We start from the raw sequence: 16,940 nt of genomic DNA, 5'->3' as shown, positions 1-16,940 counted from the left end.
AGAACGAAATAATATAGGGTTTCGAACCGCACGTCAATTTCCGTGATGCATTTTCTTCAATGCATCACGAAAAATTCACGATGCCTGGTCGAGTTCGAATGCCTTGTGCAACGCGCGGACGGCCAGCTCCATGTATTTCTCGTCGATCAGCACGGAAATCTTGATTTCGGACGTCGAGATCATCTGGATGTTGATGCCCTCTTCCGACAGCGTGCGGAACATCTTGCTCGCGACGCCCACGTGCGAACGCATGCCGACACCGACCACCGACACCTTCGACACCTTCGGATCGCCCTGCACCTGCTCGGCGTTCACGTGGCCCTTCACCTGGTTGGTGAGGATGTCCATCGCCTTCTGGTAGTCGCCGCGGCCGACCGTGAACGTAAAGTCGGTCTTGCCCTGGACGCTCTGGTTCTGGATGATCATGTCGACGTCGACGTTCGCATCCGCGACCGGGCCGAGGATCTGATACGCGATGCCCGGCTTGTCGGGCACGCCCATCACAGCAATGCGTGCTTCGTCGCGCTGGAACGCGATGCCGGAAATGACTGCCTTTTCCATGGTCTCGTCTTCTTCAAAAGTAATCAGGGTGCCCGAGCGCATTTCTTCGTCGAGCGCAATCAGCGGATCGGTCAGGCTCGACAGCACGCGCGTCTTCACCTGGTATTTGCCAGCGAATTCGACCGAGCGAATCTGCAGGACCTTCGAGCCGAGGCTGGCCATTTCCAGCATTTCCTCGAACGTCACGCGATCGAGGCGTCGCGCCTCTTCGACGACGCGCGGGTCGGTCGTGTAGACGCCGTCGACGTCCGTGTAAATCAGGCACTCTTCGGCACCCAGCGCAGCCGCGACCGCCACCGCCGACGTATCCGAGCCGCCACGGCCCAGCGTCGTGATGTGGCCGTCCGGATCGACGCCCTGGAAGCCCGTGATGATCACGACCTTGCCTGCATTCAGATCGGCCTTCACGCGCTCGTCATCGATCGAGTGAATGCGCGCTTTCGTGAACGCGCTGTCCGTCTTGATCGGCACTTGCCAACCCGCGTAGCTCACGGCCTCGACGCCGATTTCCTGCAGCGCGATCGACAGCAGGCCGACGCTGACCTGCTCGCCGGTCGACGCGATCATGTCGAGCTCGCGCGGGCTCGGCTGGCTCGAAATCTCTTTCGCAAGACCGAGCAGACGGTTGGTTTCGCCGGACATCGCCGAAGGCACGACCACCATCTGGTGCCCGGCCTGATGCCATTTTGCGACGCGTTTCGCGACGTTCTTGATGCGCTCGACCGAGCCCATCGAAGTGCCGCCGTATTTGTGTACGATGAGTGCCATTGTCGTTCTGAACTGGAGGAGAAACCGCACGGGCGCGCTGGGCAGGCCGCGTAGCCGTTCGGTCACGCGGCTTGTGGCTGTGGACGGACGACGAGGGGGACGGCTGGGACGCAACACGCAAGCGTGACGGATTTTGCCCGGAAGGCCGATCAGGCCGCGCAAACCGGGTACGTCACGCGGAAAACCTGCACAAATCGCTCAAAAATCGAGCCGAGCAAACGACCGAGCGTACCCGATAGAGGCCCGCTTGACAAGCCGCTCGCCGCGTCCGGAGCCGTTCCGGCGCTGTTTACCAAATGGTGAAAATGCGCGCGCCATCGCGCCGCCGGAAGCCTGCCCGCCGTTACGCGATCAGCAGGTCGGGACGCCATTCGATCCGGCGCCAGGTGCCGTCGCCTGCCGCCTCGCTGCCGAACGCGCCGACATCGCGATTGATGCCGAGCCGCGGCACGTAGATCAGCCGCTCGCCCGCGAACAAGAGCGGCACGTCGCGCTGCCAGGCCGGCACGCCGCGCTCCTGGAACAGGTTCTTCAGCGTGCGGCCCGGCCCGCCCGGCGACGTGCGCATCCGCTCGCCGCCCGCGCGGGCGCGCGCCACAAGCCGCGCACCGCGCAGCAGCGCCTCCGGCACCGCATCGGCGCTTGGCGCGTCGACCGGCGCGAACACGAACGTGCCGCGCCATCCCGGCAGGTGCCAGACCTCCTGCCCGTCCCACGCGAGCGACGCGTCCGGATGGGGGGTGCCGGTGCCATCGTCGGCCGGCTCGCTGCTGTCGCCCGCTTCCCAGTAGACGACATCGCGATAAAGCCGCAGGCATTGCCCCGCGTGATCGACGCGCAATGCATGGGCATCGTGTGCGGCACGCAACTGCCGCATCATGTTGGCGAGCCGGGCGGCCGACGCGCCCGGCAAACCGAGCCGGCGCATCCAGAAGCGCAGCAGGTTCGCGCCACGCGTATCGTCGAACGCAACCAGTGCATCGCGTGACAGCGCCTGCCCGTCATCGCGCGCGGCAACGGCGAAGTCGAGTTCAGCCAGATCGTCGAGCAGCCGCTGGGCGGCGGCCGCGTGCTGGGCCGCGCGGCCCAGCGCGTCGCGAAAGCCCGGGAAATGCACGGCCAGCGCCGGCAGCACGTCGATGCGCAGCGCATTGCGCGCGTAACGCGTGTCGTTGTTCGATTCGTCGTCGATCCATTCGAGCGCGCGCTGCGCCGCATAACGCTCGAGTTGCGCGCGCAGCAATCGCAGCAGCGGGCGCACGCGCTCGACGCTCACGCCGTCGGGGCGGTAACGCGGCGCCATCGCGGCAAGCCCCGCGATCCCCGCGCCGCGCAACAACTGCAGCAACACGGTCTCGGCCTGGTCGTCCGCATGCTGCGCAAGCCACAGCGCGGCCGCGCCGTGGCGTTCGCACATCTCGTCGAGCGCCGCATAGCGCCGCTCGCGCGCTGTCGCCTCGACACCGAGGCCGCTGTCGCGCGGGACGTCGACGCACATCGATTCGAATTCGACGCCGAGCCCGGCCGCGCTCGCCTCGGCATGCGCAACCCACGCATCGGCGTTCGCACTCAGCCCGTGGTGCACGTGCAGCGCGACGCAGCGCGACGCGCCCGCGACGCGCACGGCCGCATCGAGCAACACCGTCGAGTCGAGGCCGCCGCTGTACGCGATCGCGATGCGCGCATCGGGCGGCATGCCGGAAAGCGCAACGCCGACCGCGTCGAGGACGACGCGGTCGGCGGAGAATTCGGTCGGTGGGATCACGAGAGGAATGCGCGCGCAGCGGCGCGCGTATTGAACAAGCGGCCGGTCATGCGCCCGGCGTGGTTTCCTTGAACTTGCCGTAGGCCATCAGGCGCTCGAAGCGGCGCTCGCGCAGCGCATCGATGCTCATGCCCTGGAACTGGCGCAGCGAATCGGCGAGCGCGCGGCGCAGCAGCGCAGCCATGCCCTTCGGATCGCGATGCGCGCCGCCGAGCGGCTCGTTGATGATCTTGTCGATCAGGCCGAGCGCCTTCAGGCGGTGCGCGGTCAGGCCGAGCGCTTCCGCGGCTTCCGGCGCCTTCGCTGCGCTCTTCCACAGGATCGACGCGCAGCCTTCCGGCGAGATCACCGAGTAGGTCGAGAACTGCAGCATCATCACGGTGTCGGCCACTGCAATCGCGAGCGCGCCGCCCGAACCGCCCTCGCCGATCACGGTCGTGATGATCGGCGTCTTCAGCTCGGCCATCACGTACAGGTTGCGGCCGATCGCCTCCGACTGGCCGCGCTCTTCCGCGCCGATGCCCGGGTACGCGCCCGGCGTGTCGACGAACGTGAAGATCGGCAGCCCGAACTTCTCGGCGAGACGCATCAGGCGCTCGGCCTTGCGATAGCCTTCCGGACGCGGCATCCCGAAGTTGCGCGCGGCGCGTTCCTTCGTGTCACGGCCCTTCTGGTGACCGATCACCATGCACGGATGGCCGCCGAAGCGCGCGAGACCGCCGACGATCGACAGGTCGTCCGCGAATGCGCGGTCGCCGTGCAGCTCGTGAAAATCGGTAAACAGTTCCGCAACGTAATCGAGCGTGTACGGGCGCTGCGGATGCCGCGCGATCTGCGAAACCTGCCACGGCGACAGGTTCGCGTAGAGGTCTTTCGTCAGTTGCTGGCTTTTCTTCGACAGCCGCTCGATTTCTTCCGAAATGTCGACAGCCGAGTCGTCCTGCACGAATCGCAGCTCTTCGATCTTGGCCTCGAGTTCGGCGATCGGCTGTTCGAAATCCAGAAACGTGGTCTTCATGTGTTCGAATCCTTGGGTCTTGCGGCAGCGCGTATTCTACCCGCGCGGGCGACGCTCAAAACCGGCTCTCAACTATTGATGTTTAAAACCCGATAGCCGCCGCTCAGGCGTCGGCGTCGGGCGCATCGAGGCTGCGCCACATGTACCAGGTCGCAACGGTGCGCCACGGTTCCCAGTTGGCCGCGACTTCACGCGCCTCGCTGCGCGTGACGGGTTCCCCGCTGAAGTAATTGACGCTGATCGCGCGGATCAGGCCCGGGTCGTCGAGCGGCAGAACGTCCGGCCGCGACAGGTTGAAGATCAGGAACATCTCGGCCGTCCAGCGGCTGATGCCGCGGATCTGCGTGAGTTCCGCGATCACGTCCTCGTCGTCCATCGACGTCCATTTGTCGACGTGCAGCGCACCCGACACGAAATGCTGCGCGAGATCGAGGATGTATTCCGTCTTGCGCTTCGACAGCCCGCACGCGATCAGCTTGTCTGCGCCGAGCCGGATCACCGGTTGCGGCGCGAGTTTCGGACAGGCATCCCCGATGCGCGCCCACAGCGACTGCGCCGACGGCACCGAAATCTGCTGGCCGACGACCGAGCGCGCAAGCGTGACGAACGGGTCGCCGCGCTTCACGAGATGCGCGGGACCGAACTTCGGAATCAGTTTCTTCAGGATCCGGTCGCGCTTGACGAGGTCGGCGCATGCCTTGTCCCAGTAAGCAGGACGCACGACGACCTCCTCGCCGTCCGCTTCGGTCGCACGGGCCTTGCGGGCCGCGTCGGCGGCCGGCTGCGCGGCCGCGGGCTGCGCATGACCGTTGAGCGCGCCGTTCGGCACGGCGCGCGTTGCGTCCGTCTTCACCGGCGGCACGCGCTTGGCTGCCGGACGCGCGGCGACCGGGGTCGCGCGCCTGACCGGCGCTTTTCTGGCCGTTGCCATCTTGCCTCCTACCTGACGGATCGGTCAGTGGAACGCACCGCGCTCATACGCGACGCCATTCGGTCGATCCGCCCGGTTTGTCTTCAAGTGCGATACCGGTCTCGAGCAGTTCCGCCCGGATCCGGTCCGCTTCGGCATAGTCCTTCGCTTGTTTCGCCGCGACGCGCGCGGCGATCTTCGCTTCGATCTCGTCGGCGGCGAGCCCGCCCGCCTGCGCGGCACCCGACGCCTGCTGCAGGAACGCGCGCGGTTCGCGGCCCAGCAGGCCGAGCAGCCCCGCCAGCAGTTTCAGTTGCCGCGCGAGCGATGCGTCGCGCGTGCGATTCACCTCGCCCGCCAGCTCGAACAACGTCGCCACCGCGACCGGCGTGTTGAAGTCGTCGTTCATCGCGGCCGCGAAACGCTGCGCGTGCGGCTCGTTCCAGTCGAGCGCGAGCGTGTCGGCATCGACGTCCTTCAGCGCGGTGTAGAGGCGCGTGAGCGACGCGCGCGCATCGTCGAGATGCACATCGCTGTAATTGAGAGGCGAACGGTAGTGCGTGCGCACGATGAAGAAACGCATGACTTCCGCGTCGTAGCGCTCGAGCACTTCGCGGATCGTGAAGAAGTTGCCGAGCGATTTCGACATCTTCTCGTTGTCGACCTGCACGAAGCCGTTGTGCATCCAGTAATTGACGAACGTCTGGCCGGTCGCGCCTTCGCTCTGCGCGATCTCGTTCTCGTGGTGCGGGAATTGCAGATCCTGCCCGCCGCCATGGATGTCGAAATGTTCGCCGAGCAGCGTGCAGCCCATCGCCGAGCACTCGATGTGCCAGCCCGGGCGGCCCATCCCGTACTTCGACGCCCACGACGCGCCTTCCGGATCTTCCGGCTTCGCCCGCTTCCACAGCACGAAGTCGAGCGGATCTTCCTTCGCGTCGTTCGCGGCGACGCGCTCGCCCGCGCGGAGATCGTCGAGCGACTTGCCCGACAGCTTTCCGTAGTTCGCGAACTTGCGCACCGAGTAATTGACGTCGCCGTCGGTCGCCTGATACGCATAACCGTTCGTCTCGAGCGTCTCGATCATGCCGAGCATCTGCGGAATGAACGCCGTCGCACGCGGCTCGATGTCGGGCCGCTGGATGCCGAGCGCGCTTTCGTCGTCGTGCATCGCGCCGATGAACCGGTCGGTCAGCGACTTGATCGTCTCGCCGTTCTCGACCGCGCGGCGGATGATCTTGTCGTCGATGTCGGTGATGTTGCGCACATACGTGACCCGGTAACCGATCGCACGCAACCAGCGCTGGACGAGGTCGAACACGACCAGCATGCGCGCGTGGCCCACGTGACAATAGTCGTATACGGTGATTCCGCATACGTACATCCGCACTTCGCCGGGCTGGCGCGGCACGAAAACTTGCTTGTCACGCGCGAGCGTGTTGTAGATGCGCAGTGATTCCATAGAGATGAACCGTGAGCCGAAGGAAACCGCCCTGGCGAAGCTCGCCCAGCATGCGAAACGGACGGACCATCTGCTGCGGCACCAGGCCGAGCGTCCTCGATATCACATGGGGCGGTCAGGCTGCAAGCACAGCGGTGACGGCCACGAGAGGCTAAGAAAGACTGCCTGCGGCTCGCCGGAACGCGCAGACGTTTTGTTAGAATGGCTCGGAGTATAACATTCCGATTTACGCCTATGAAACCTCATCGCGGCCGCGCGCCGAGCGCTGCGACCCTCGTTGCGACCACCGTCATGGGCGTCGCGCTGACGCTGTTCGCGGCCCCCGCAGCGCATGCGCAGAAGGCCCCGGCCACCGCCGACGGCACCCCCGAAATCGACGCGTCGATCGCCGGCAAGCAGTGGAAGCAGGCGCTCGCGCAGCTCGACGCGCGCATCGCATCGAACCCGCACGACCTGCAGGCGCAGTTCAAGCGCGGCACCGTGCTGGCCCGCCTGAACCGCGACGACGACGCGATCCAGCAGTTCGTCGCGATCACGCAGGCGTACCCCGAACTGCCCGAGCCGTACAACAACCTTGCGGCGCTTTACGCGAAGCATGGCCGATACGACGAAGCGCGCACCGCGCTCGTCACGGCGACGCAAGCGAACCCGAGCTACTCGCTCGCATACGAGAACCTCGGCGATCTTTACCTGCGCCTCGCGGCCGAGTCGTACAAGCGCGCGCAATCGCTCGGCCGCACGAGCGGCGCGACCGCGCAGCGCCTCGCCGATCTCCAGAAGATCGTGTCGCCGCCGAAGACCGCGCCGAACGCCCGCGCGGCCTCACCGGCCACGCGCGACTACTCCGACCGCGCCGCCGCGAACGTGAGCACCACCACGCTGCCGATGTCGCCGACGTTCCAGTTCAGCGGTCCGTCGGGCGCACTGGCGGCGCCGTACGTCGCGCCGTCGCAATAAGCGGCGCGGCCTTCTTTCCCTCCCAACCTGAGGATCGCAATGAAACGTCTGTTGCTGGCGCTTGGCGGCGCCGCCCTTCTCGCGACCGCGACCGCACCTGCGTTCGCGCAATCGGCTACCGCGCACCCCGTCGTGCAGCTGAAGACCTCGCAGGGCGACATCCGCGTCGAGCTCTACCCGGAGAAGGCGCCGAAATCGGTCGCCAACTTCCTCGATTACGTGAAGGCCGGCCAGTACAACGGCACGATCTTCCATCGCGTGATCAAGGGCTTCATGATCCAGGGCGGCGGCTACAAGACCAACTTCGAGGAGAAGCCGACCCGCGCGCCGATCCCGCTGGAAAGCCGCAATGGTCTGAAGAACCTGACGGGCACGATCGCGATGGCACGCACGAGCGATCCGAACTCGGCCACCGCGCAGTTCTTCATCAACACGGTCGACAACAGCGGCCTCGACTACCCGAACCCGGACGGCAACGGTTATGCGGTGTTCGGCAAGGTCGTGTCGGGTCTCGACGTCGTGAAGAAGATCGAAGGCGTCGCGACGACCTCGCGCGGCCCGATGCAGGACGTGCCCGCACAACCGATCGTGATCGAATCGGCGAGCGTCGTCTCGAAGTAAGAACCTGCCGGCACGTCCGGCGCCTCACGCGGCCGCGTCGCACGACCGGCCGCGTGCCATTTAAACCGCCTCACCGAAGGAATTCATCATGGTTGAACTGCATACGAACCACGGCGTGATCAAGCTCGAGCTCGACGCCGCGAAGGCACCGAAGACGGTCGAAAACTTCCTGAACTACGTGAAGAAGGGCCACTACGACGGCACCGTGTTCCATCGCGTGATCAACGGCTTCATGATCCAGGGCGGCGGCTTCGAGCCGGGCCTGAAGCAGAAGCCGACCGACGCGCCGATCGACAACGAAGCGAACAACGGCCTGAAGAACGACAACTACACGATCGCGATGGCGCGCACGAACGATCCGCACTCGGCGACCGCCCAGTTCTTCATCAACGTGAACGACAACGACTTCCTGAACCACTCGTCGCCGACGCCGCAAGGCTGGGGCTACGCCGTGTTCGGCAAGGTTGTCGAAGGCCAGGACGTGGTCGACAAGATCAAGGGCGTCAAGACGGGCAACGCCGGTTTCCACCAGGACGTGCCGGCCGACGACGTCGTGATCGAAAAGGCCGTCGTGGTCTGACGCACAGAACGTAACGGAGGCACTTCGATGTTGCAGGAGAGTCCGCCGCGAAGCGTCTCCGCGGGCGTGCCGGGCGAGCGCGAATACGCGCAAGCCGCACGCCCGTTCCTGTTTCTCTCCGATCTGCACCTGAGCGAAGCGATTCCGAAGACGGTCGCCGCGTTCGAGCATTTCGTGAAATACACCGCCGACAGCGCCGACTCGGTGTTCATCCTCGGTGATCTGTTCGAATACTGGATCGGCGACGACATCCTCGACGACGATCCGTTCGCGGCCCGCATGGCCGCGCTGATGCACACGTTCTCGGAACGCGGAATTGCGCTCTACGTGATGCACGGCAACCGCGATTTCCTGCTCGGCCGGCGCTTCATGAAGGCAGCCGGCGCGATGCTGCTGCCCGACCCGTCGCTGATCATGGCGTTCGGCCAGCGCATCGTGCTCGCGCACGGCGACGCGCAATGCACGGCCGATCGCGGCTACCAGTTGTTCCGCCGCTTCGCACGCAACCGCGTCGCGCAATGGCTGTTTCTCGCATGGCCGTTCCGCTGGCGCCGCGCGCTCGCGCACCGCATGCGCTCGAACAGCGAAGCGGGCCGGATGCGCCCTGCTTCGGCGATTTACGATGTCACGCGCGAAGGGGTGGCCGCCCTGTTCCGGAAAAGCCGCGCGAGCGTGATCATTCACGGCCACACGCACCGCCCCGCGCGCCACAGCGAGCCCGGCGGCATTCGCTGGGTGTTGCCCGACTGGGATCTCGACCACGGCAAGCCGCGCGGCGGTTACCTGCGTGTCGACGCGGAAGGCATCCACGCGATGCCGCTCGACTGACGCGGCCGCCGCCGTCGAACCGACCTGTCGCGACCGGCAGCGACCCGCATCGATCACATTACGCCTGGCGCTCGACCGTCTTGCCTTCCAGCACCGCCGACAGCCGGCGCAGATCGAGGCGCGCCGCGTCGGCGCCCTGCAGCGTTTCCAGATGCGTGCCGAGCCGCTCGAGCGCCGCGACGATCTCGTCGACGCGGCGGCTTTCCTTCGCAGCGTGATCGATCAACCCGTGAATGGCGAGCGACATCGGATCGTCGGCATTCGGCGTGATCCCGTACGCGGAGAACGCCGCGCGTTCGGGCTGCGGCTTCGGCTGCGCCGGCATCACGATGCGCGCCGGATTGCCGACCGCCGTGCCGCCTGCCGGCACCGGCTTCACGACGACCGCGTTCGAACCGATCTTCGCGCCCGCACCGACCGTGAAACCGCCGAGCACCTTCGCACCCGCGCCGACGATCACGCCGGCCTCGAGCGTCGGGTGGCGCTTCGCGCCGCGCGTGAGCGACGTGCCGCCCAGCGTCACGCCCTGATAGATCGTGCAGTCGTCGCCGATGATCGCCGTCTCGCCGATCACGACACCCATGCCGTGATCGATGAACACGCGCCGGCCGATCGTCGCGCCCGGGTGGATTTCAATGCCGGTCAGGAACCGGCCGGCCTGTGACGCGAAACGCGCGAGCCAGTAGCGCTTCGCGCGCCAGCATGCGTGCGCGAAACGATGCAGTACGAGCGCATGCAGCCCCGGATAACAGGTCAGCACTTCCCATGCACTGCGAGCGGCGGGATCCCGCTCGCGAATCGTTGCAACGTCTTCGCGCAGTCTCGTGAACATGATGTGGTCTGGGAAAAGGCCGACGCGCATCGCCGGCAATGACCGGCCGTTATCGCGCCGGGTAATTTAGTTATGACGTTCGGCGATTGTAGGGCGAGTCGCGCACGGCCGCACGAGCCCGCGCGTTCACCCCGCCGACGGCGCGGGTATTCGGCCGGAACGCTTGCTGGCATTGAGTTTGCGGGATGGCCGAACAGGCCGGGCGATTCGGCCCGGCGCTTCCGGCGGCCGGCGTAGCATCTGCCCGACAGGGAAACGGCCCCGCGCGCCGAGCCGTCCTGCGGCCTGTGCACTGCGCGCCGGCCGCTTACGCGTCGCCGCCCGGTTTGCCCGATTTCAGCAGGATGTGCTTCGCGATACCGCGCAGGATATTGACCTCCTCACGCTCGAGGCCCGTGCGCGCGAACAGGCGCCGCAACCGCGGCATCAGCTTCTTCGGGTTGCGCGGATCGAGGAAATCGAGTGCGATGAGCGCGTTCTCGAGGTGCACGTACATCCGCTCGATCTCGTCGCTCTGCGCGAGCGTGCCGGCTTCGGCCGGCGCTTGCGCCGACGGCTCGCTCGCCTGCTCGAGAAACGCGACGCGCAGCTCGTACGCGAGCACCTGCACGGCCTGTGCGAGATTCAGCGAACTGTAGGCCGGGTTCGCCGGGATGTGCGCGAGCGCGCTGCACTGCTCGACATGCTCGTTCGCGAGGCCCGTGCGCTCGTTGCCGAACACGAGCGCGATGTCGCCCGTGCCGACCTGTGCGCACGCCTGCGTGGCGGCCGCGCGCGGCGCGAGACGCGGCGGCCCGTATTCGCGCGTACGCGCGGTCAGTGCGATCGACCAGTGCACGCCGGACAGCGCGTCGCCAAGCGTCGGCACGACATGCGCGGAGGCGAGGACGTCGTCCGCGCCGCTGGCCATCGCGATCGCCTCGGGATCGCTCTGGACGTGCGGCACACGCGGCGCGACCAGCACCAGACGCGAGAAACCCATCGTCTTCAGCGCGCGGGCGGCCGCCCCGACGTTGCCGGGATGGCTCGGCTCGACGAGCACGAAACGGGTGGACGTGAAGCCGCCGGACGGCGGCCGGGACGAGGCCGCGCCCGGCTCGGACGGCGCGGCGGTGATCTGCGGGGTTTCCACTACGATACGACTCAGTTCATCAGAATGGCAGTATGGTATCGCCATCGCCGCGGCAAACCCACTCGTCCGGATGGATAGTGGGGGTTTCCCCGTATCCCGGTCGCCTGAAACCGCCAAAAATCGGGTAAAATCATGCCTTTACGCGTCGCACTCCGTGCGGCGCGGGTCGTACCCCGTTCTTTGTCAATTCGCGTCTCACCTCGCCTGCCACGCTTGCGCCGTGCCGGGCGGTTGTTCCACTTCGTGGCGGCCCGTGCCGCCGGCTACAGGATCCAGGCTCATGCATCCCATGCTCAACATCGCTGTCAAGGCTGCGCGCCGCGCCGGACAGATCATCAACCGCGCGTCCCTCGATCTCGACCTGATCGAGATCCGCAAGAAGCAGCAGAACGACTTCGTCACCGAAGTGGACAAGGCCGCCGAAGACGCGATCATCGAGACGCTGAAGACCGCCTACCCCGACCACGCGATCCTCGCCGAGGAATCGGGTGAATCGGAGAACGAATCCGAATTCAAGTGGATCATCGATCCGCTCGACGGCACGACCAACTTCATCCACGGCTTCCCGTACTACTGCGTGTCGATTGCGCTCGAGCACAAGGGCGTCGTCACGCAGGCCGTCGTCTACGACCCGAACAAGAACGACCTGTTCACGGCCACGCGCGGCCGCGGTGCGTACCTGAACGACCGCCGCATCCGCGTCGGCCGCCGCGACCGCCTGTCGGACGCACTGGTCGGCACGGGCTTCCCGTTCCGCGAAAAGGACGGCCTCGATGCATACGCGCGCCTCTTCACCGAAATGACGCAAGCCTGCACCGGCCTGCGTCGTCCGGGCGCGGCAGCACTCGATCTCGCGAACGTTGCGGCCGGCCGCCTCGACGCGTTCTTCGAGCAAGGCATCAACGTGTGGGACATGGCAGCGGGCAGCCTGCTGATCACAGAGGCCGGTGGCCTCGTCGGCAACTACACGGGCGACGCCGATTTCCTGCATCGCCATGAAATCGTCGCGGCGAACCCGAAGATCTACGCGCAGATGATCCCGATCCTGAACCGTTACACCCGCGTACATCCGGCGGCGGAGTAAGCCCCGGCCGCGCCCGCGCGGCGCGGCTTTCGCGCACACCGCTCGCGGGCATCGTCACGACGGCGCACCGTTCGCCTCCCGGTTGCCGGGAGGCGGGAACATCTTCCCGCACAAGGGTCGCTTCGTGCGCCTATCCTGAAGTTGCTTGAGTTTGTCGGGGCCGGTCAGCGTACCGCCGCCCACACCGCCGTTCCCGCAACGACAATAAATGGTTTGCGTGCGGGTTTGCGTGCGGCACGCCCGCGCGGCGGACAACCCCGCCGGCCTGCCGGCCCCCGACCGTATCAACACCGCCACGACGCCGTGGCAATCGCATCCGAGTCCCCATGTTACGGCTAAGCGAAATTAAACTCCCCCTCGACCACCCCGAAAGCGCGCTCGAGGCCGCGATTCGCGCGCGCCTCGCGGAGCTTGGCGTGGCCGCGGACGAGCTCCTCCGTTACACCGTGTTCCGTCGTGCGCACGATGCGCGCAAGCGCGCCGACATCAAGCTCACATATATCGTCGACGTCGAAGTCGCGGACGAAGCGGCCGCGATCAAGCACCTCGCCGGCAAGCCGCATTGCGGCGTGACGCCCGACATGGCGTACCACTTCGTCACGAAGGCGCCCGAGCACGGCAATTTCCTGCGCCCGGTCGTGATCGGCATGGGGCCGTGCGGCCTGTTCGCTGGGCTGATCCTCGCGCAGATGGGTTTCCGCCCCATCATCCTCGAACGCGGCAAGGCCGTGCGCGAGCGCACCAAGGACACCTTCGGCCTGTGGCGCAAGAGCGTGCTCAACCCCGAATCCAACGTGCAGTTCGGCGAAGGCGGGGCCGGGACGTTTTCCGACGGCAAGCTGTACAGCCAGATCAAGGATCCCAACCACTATGGCCGCAAGGTGCTGGACGAATTCGTCAAGGCAGGCGCCCCGGAAGACATCCTGTATCTGAGCCGGCCGCATATCGGCACGTTCCGCCTCGTCAGCATGGTGGAAAAAATGCGTGCGTCCATCCACGAACTGGGTGGTGAAGTGCGTTTCGAAACGCGGGTCGACGACATCGAGATCGATCAGGGCAAGGTGCGCTCGCTGAAGCTCTCGAACGGAGAAACGCTGCGGTGCGACCACGTGGTGCTGGCCGTGGGCCACAGCGCGCGCGACACCTTCCAGATGCTGCACGATCGCGGCGTCTATATCGAAGCCAAGCCGTTCTCGCTGGGTTTTCGCATCGAGCATCCGCAAGGGCTGATCGATCGCAGCCGCTTCGGCAAGTTCGCGGGCCACAAGCAGCTCGGCGCCGCCGACTACAAGGTGGTCCACCACTGCAGCAACGGCCGCGCCGTCTACAGCTTCTGCATGTGCCCTGGCGGCACCGTGGTCGCGGCGACCTCCGAGCCGGGCCGCGTGGTCACCAACGGCATGAGCCAGTATTCGCGGGCCGAGCGCAACGCGAACGCGGGTATCGTCGTCGGCATCACGCCGGACGATTATCCCGGCGGCCCGCTGGCGGGCATCGCGTTCCAGCGCAAATGGGAAGAGCGCGCGTTCGAACTCGGCGGCGGCGATTACCGCGCGCCGGGTCAACTGGTCGGCGATTTCATCGCAGGCCGACCGTCGACGTCGCTGGGCTCCGTGGAGCCGTCGTACAAGCCGGGCGTGAACCCGACCGATCTCAGCACCGCGCTGCCGGACTACGTGATCGAAGCGATCCGTGAAGCCCTGCCCCAGATCGACAAGAAGATCGCCGGCTTTGCGATGCACGATGCAGTGCTCACCGGTGTGGAGACGCGCACGTCGTCACCGATCCGAATTCGACGCAAGGACGATTACCAGAGCATGAACGTCGAAGGCCTGTATCCGGCCGGCGAAGGCGCCGGGTATGCAGGCGGCATTTATTCGGCGGCGATCGACGGCATCGAAGTTGCGCAGGCGGTGGCCCTCAGCCTGACGTCAGGACACACGTCCTGACACGCAGGACAGAGTCGGCGTGCGAAGGTCCGTGACCCGAATACGCCGATTTTTGCACGTTCGCCGTGCCAGTCTGTTTCACCGGCGCACCACCACGGCGCGCTTTGGGCACGCCCGTCAAAACACACCGGGAATCAGCCGGTACCGAACCTTCGTCTTGTACGCACGATAATCGGCGTCTTCCGACAGCACCCGCTCTTCCAAACTGATTCGCCCGATCTGCAACAGCATCCAGATGCCGATCGCGAGCAGGTTTCGCGTACTGAAGTTTGCGAGCAGGAAACCGATTTCGGACAACAGATAACCGGCATAGATCGGGTGGCGCATGAACCGGTACGCTCCGGTCGAAACGACGCCGCGATTCGCCGGCAGCAAGCCGAACGAGCGCCCGAGCGACAGTTTCGCGAACAGTTGCCACGCAATCCCGCATATTTGCCAGGCGCCCCCTGCCCACTCCGGGATCAGTTGGGTACTGGCAGTCAGCTGATAGGTCAGGCAGTAGAACGAACCGCCCAGGGACAAGCACACTGCAACGGGATGCCAGTCGCGCCGTTTCGGCAATTTGGCAAACGCCGACATGCAGACGGTCAGTACCGCGGATACCAGCAGCAGGACCAGCGTAATCCGGCTCGGGTCCAATCGCCACGGTATATAAATCAGATAGGCAAATACGCCCAGCACGGTCACTGACAACACGCGAGCGCCAAGCTCGATCAGATTGATCCGCTCCGACTCGTCCGCGACCGTTGTAACGTGCGGCACCAGGGTACTTTGCGCGCACGCGCCCCCCGCATCCTGTATGGCCTGCTTCATGTTTGTGCCCCGAACTTACTGCGTTTTTATATATATTGCCGTTTCAGACTAGCACGCTCCATTCATTGAAACTTGCCTAAGTTTCAGTTTTACGAGGTTGATTGGTGTAAGTCCCGAGAGCGTGGGTAAATATAAAGACCGAGTAACTGAATTACGCGGTCTGCCAAACGTTTCACAGTTTGTAGCGCTGTCCGGACGGACGAAATCGTCTGCGGTTGATGATAATGAGTGGCTAGTCTCCCAGGCGATAAAGGGGCCGAATGAGAGCCGCGGATCGGGCCGCCATGCTCGAGACCGACCGGCGGCGCTGCGCCGCCGGGTTCTAAGCCGCGCACGCCGCCTGACGTCCAAACACACGCGCTGATATGCGGGACGCCGTCAGCACGCAAGGGTTCGCCGATCACCCGCAACTGGCCAAACGGCGAACTTCACGCCCGCACGTGACGCCACTGGTAAACTCGGGCAACCCAAGCAACAACTTCATGCCTGACCTATGACCACGCTGTCGCCCGAAGCCTTCGCCGGCCACACCCCGATGATGCAGCAGTACCTGCACCTTATCTGACAAGACACAGATCACAAACCTACGCTAAGACCTACGCCAGACGTTTCAGCGATGGGCCGTTACCGACCCATTGTTGCCGGTCGGAATCGCATTATCCGGCGTCGGCATTAGAGCCGACAGCAGTCATTGAGACAATAATTCGACGGCTAGAAGTAGCCTCCACGCTGCGCACATCCCCTGGCGATGCTGTCGGTAAACCACGCCTTGAGCAATTGAACCGCCTGTTTGGTTCCGGCACTGGCGGGATGGACGAGGTAATATCCGGCGTCCAACGCAAGCGCATTATCGAATGGCTCAATCAGTTCTCCACGAGCCAGTTCCGCTTCTACCAGCAGGGGGCTGGTAAGCACAACGCCTTGCGCGCGCACTGCGGCGTCGATCGCTATCAACGACTGGTCGAACCGGATACCGGTAATGGTTTCGATCTGCGAACCGTCGAGACCGCTGAATCGAGCAAGCCACGTGGCCCAGTGCGGGTGTAGCGTGTTATGGAGCAGTGTCGCCGTGCGCAAATCGTCGGGGCGCTTCAATCGGCGCTGCTTCGCGTATACCGGATGGCAATACGCGCGTGCCTCGTCATGGCACAGCAGTTGAACGGATAGTCGTGCATCCATCCCGTCGAAATGCCTAACCGCGAGATCGACGTCATCCAGTTCGAAGTCGACCATCGTTGTCGATGTGCTCAGGCTCAGCGCAATCCCGGGGTTTGCCTGCAGGAAGTCGGCCATGCGTGGGGCGAACCACTTGGCAGCGAAGCTCGGCGGCATCGACAACCGCACGCCGCTACCGCGACGCTCACGAATGCGATGGCTCGCATGAATAAGCTCTGCCAGGGCGGGTTGAATCTGCGCGAAGTAGGCGCGACCATCCTCTGTCGGCGTTACCTGCCGTATCTGGCGCACGAACAGGGCAACGCCGAGCCATTCCTCAAGCTTCTGAATCTGCTGCCCTATCGCACCAGGCGTCACGTTCAGTTCCCGGGATGCAAGAGTAAAACTGCCGTGCCGCATGGCAGCTTCGAAGGCAGGCAGGGCTTTCAGCGGAGGAATCGATCGCATAGCTCAGTTTTTCTATTCCATAGTCGACATTAAATCA

15 protein-coding genes are annotated in these 16,940 nt (G+C 65.1%); 6 read left to right on the top strand and 9 right to left on the bottom strand.

The window, feature by feature from the left end; all coding sequences use genetic code 11:
* Nucleotides 1-75: 75 nt before the first annotated feature.
* From ABIC51_RS04300 to cysS, 5 genes are all read right to left on the bottom strand, one after another.
* Complete coding sequence (locus tag ABIC51_RS04300; RefSeq protein ID WP_027787050.1) at nucleotides 76-1,329, bottom strand: aspartate kinase; 1,254 nt, start codon at nucleotides 1,327-1,329, stop codon at nucleotides 76-78.
* Nucleotides 1,330-1,672: 343 nt separating this feature from the next.
* The gene (gene tilS, locus ABIC51_RS04295; protein WP_175899020.1) at nucleotides 1,673-3,094 is read right to left on the bottom strand and encodes a tRNA lysidine(34) synthetase TilS; all 1,422 of its coding nucleotides are present in this window, start codon (nucleotides 3,092-3,094) and stop codon (nucleotides 1,673-1,675) included.
* A gap of 46 nt (nucleotides 3,095-3,140) precedes the next feature.
* On the bottom strand, nucleotides 3,141-4,112 hold the full coding sequence (locus ABIC51_RS04290; protein WP_006478433.1) for an acetyl-CoA carboxylase carboxyltransferase subunit alpha: 972 nt from the start codon (nucleotides 4,110-4,112) through the stop codon (nucleotides 3,141-3,143).
* A 103-nt stretch (nucleotides 4,113-4,215) separates the two neighbouring features.
* Nucleotides 4,216-5,043, bottom strand: a complete 828-nt coding sequence (locus ABIC51_RS04285) for a DNA-3-methyladenine glycosylase family protein (RefSeq protein WP_027787048.1) — start codon at nucleotides 5,041-5,043, stop codon at nucleotides 4,216-4,218.
* A 43-nt stretch (nucleotides 5,044-5,086) separates the two neighbouring features.
* Nucleotides 5,087-6,484 (bottom strand): cysteine--tRNA ligase, encoded by a 1,398-nt coding sequence (cysS, locus tag ABIC51_RS04280; RefSeq protein ID WP_175899013.1) that lies wholly within the window; start codon nucleotides 6,482-6,484, stop codon nucleotides 5,087-5,089.
* 234 nt (nucleotides 6,485-6,718) lie between these two features.
* Here cysS and ABIC51_RS04275 point away from each other — a divergent pair, with 234 nt between their 5' ends.
* The 4 genes from ABIC51_RS04275 to ABIC51_RS04260 all read left to right on the top strand — a co-directional run bounded on the left by ABIC51_RS04275 (nucleotide 6,719) and on the right by ABIC51_RS04260 (nucleotide 9,470).
* Complete coding sequence (locus ABIC51_RS04275) at nucleotides 6,719-7,441, top strand: tetratricopeptide repeat protein (protein ID WP_027787046.1); 723 nt, start codon at nucleotides 6,719-6,721, stop codon at nucleotides 7,439-7,441.
* 39 nt (nucleotides 7,442-7,480) lie between these two features.
* Nucleotides 7,481-8,062: a peptidylprolyl isomerase gene (locus tag ABIC51_RS04270; RefSeq protein ID WP_021162660.1), complete on the top strand. Its 582-nt coding sequence runs from the start codon at nucleotides 7,481-7,483 to the stop codon at nucleotides 8,060-8,062.
* A gap of 88 nt (nucleotides 8,063-8,150) precedes the next feature.
* Nucleotides 8,151-8,642, top strand: coding sequence for a peptidylprolyl isomerase (locus tag ABIC51_RS04265; protein ID WP_006751616.1), 492 nt, complete (start codon nucleotides 8,151-8,153; stop codon nucleotides 8,640-8,642).
* A 27-nt stretch (nucleotides 8,643-8,669) separates the two neighbouring features.
* The gene (locus ABIC51_RS04260) at nucleotides 8,670-9,470 is read left to right on the top strand and encodes a UDP-2,3-diacylglucosamine diphosphatase (protein WP_027787045.1); all 801 of its coding nucleotides are present in this window, start codon (nucleotides 8,670-8,672) and stop codon (nucleotides 9,468-9,470) included.
* Nucleotides 9,471-9,528: 58 nt separating this feature from the next.
* Here ABIC51_RS04260 and cysE read toward each other — a convergent pair whose 3' ends face one another.
* Together cysE and ABIC51_RS04250 are read right to left on the bottom strand one after the other, a co-directional pair.
* On the bottom strand, nucleotides 9,529-10,302 hold the full coding sequence (gene cysE / locus ABIC51_RS04255; RefSeq protein ID WP_021162662.1) for a serine O-acetyltransferase: 774 nt from the start codon (nucleotides 10,300-10,302) through the stop codon (nucleotides 9,529-9,531).
* A gap of 307 nt (nucleotides 10,303-10,609) precedes the next feature.
* The gene (locus ABIC51_RS04250) at nucleotides 10,610-11,434 is read right to left on the bottom strand and encodes an RNA methyltransferase (protein ID WP_021162663.1); all 825 of its coding nucleotides are present in this window, start codon (nucleotides 11,432-11,434) and stop codon (nucleotides 10,610-10,612) included.
* Between the two features lie 280 nt (nucleotides 11,435-11,714).
* Between ABIC51_RS04250 and ABIC51_RS04245 the strand changes: the two genes are divergently transcribed.
* Both ABIC51_RS04245 and ABIC51_RS04240 read left to right on the top strand, forming a co-directional pair.
* Nucleotides 11,715-12,518, top strand: coding sequence for an inositol monophosphatase family protein (locus ABIC51_RS04245; RefSeq protein ID WP_021162664.1), 804 nt, complete (start codon nucleotides 11,715-11,717; stop codon nucleotides 12,516-12,518).
* A 326-nt stretch (nucleotides 12,519-12,844) separates the two neighbouring features.
* Nucleotides 12,845-14,467, top strand: coding sequence for an NAD(P)/FAD-dependent oxidoreductase (locus ABIC51_RS04240; RefSeq protein WP_146252844.1), 1,623 nt, complete (start codon nucleotides 12,845-12,847; stop codon nucleotides 14,465-14,467).
* 117 nt (nucleotides 14,468-14,584) lie between these two features.
* Here the strand turns inward: ABIC51_RS04240 and ABIC51_RS04235 are convergent, their stop codons facing one another.
* Nucleotides 14,585-15,280, bottom strand: a complete 696-nt coding sequence (locus tag ABIC51_RS04235; RefSeq protein WP_060084344.1) for a methyltransferase family protein — start codon at nucleotides 15,278-15,280, stop codon at nucleotides 14,585-14,587.
* A gap of 711 nt (nucleotides 15,281-15,991) precedes the next feature.
* Nucleotides 15,992-16,903 carry a LysR substrate-binding domain-containing protein gene (locus ABIC51_RS04230; protein WP_011548572.1) on the bottom strand — a complete coding sequence of 304 codons (912 nt, stop codon included), beginning with the start codon at nucleotides 16,901-16,903 and terminating at the stop codon, nucleotides 15,992-15,994.
* Between the last annotated feature and the right edge of the window lie 37 nt (nucleotides 16,904-16,940).

The organism is Burkholderia sp. 572 (assembly GCF_040545135.1).
GTDB lineage: Bacteria > Pseudomonadota > Gammaproteobacteria > Burkholderiales > Burkholderiaceae > Burkholderia > Burkholderia cepacia.
This window is presented reverse-complemented; position numbering and strand designations above follow the sequence as displayed.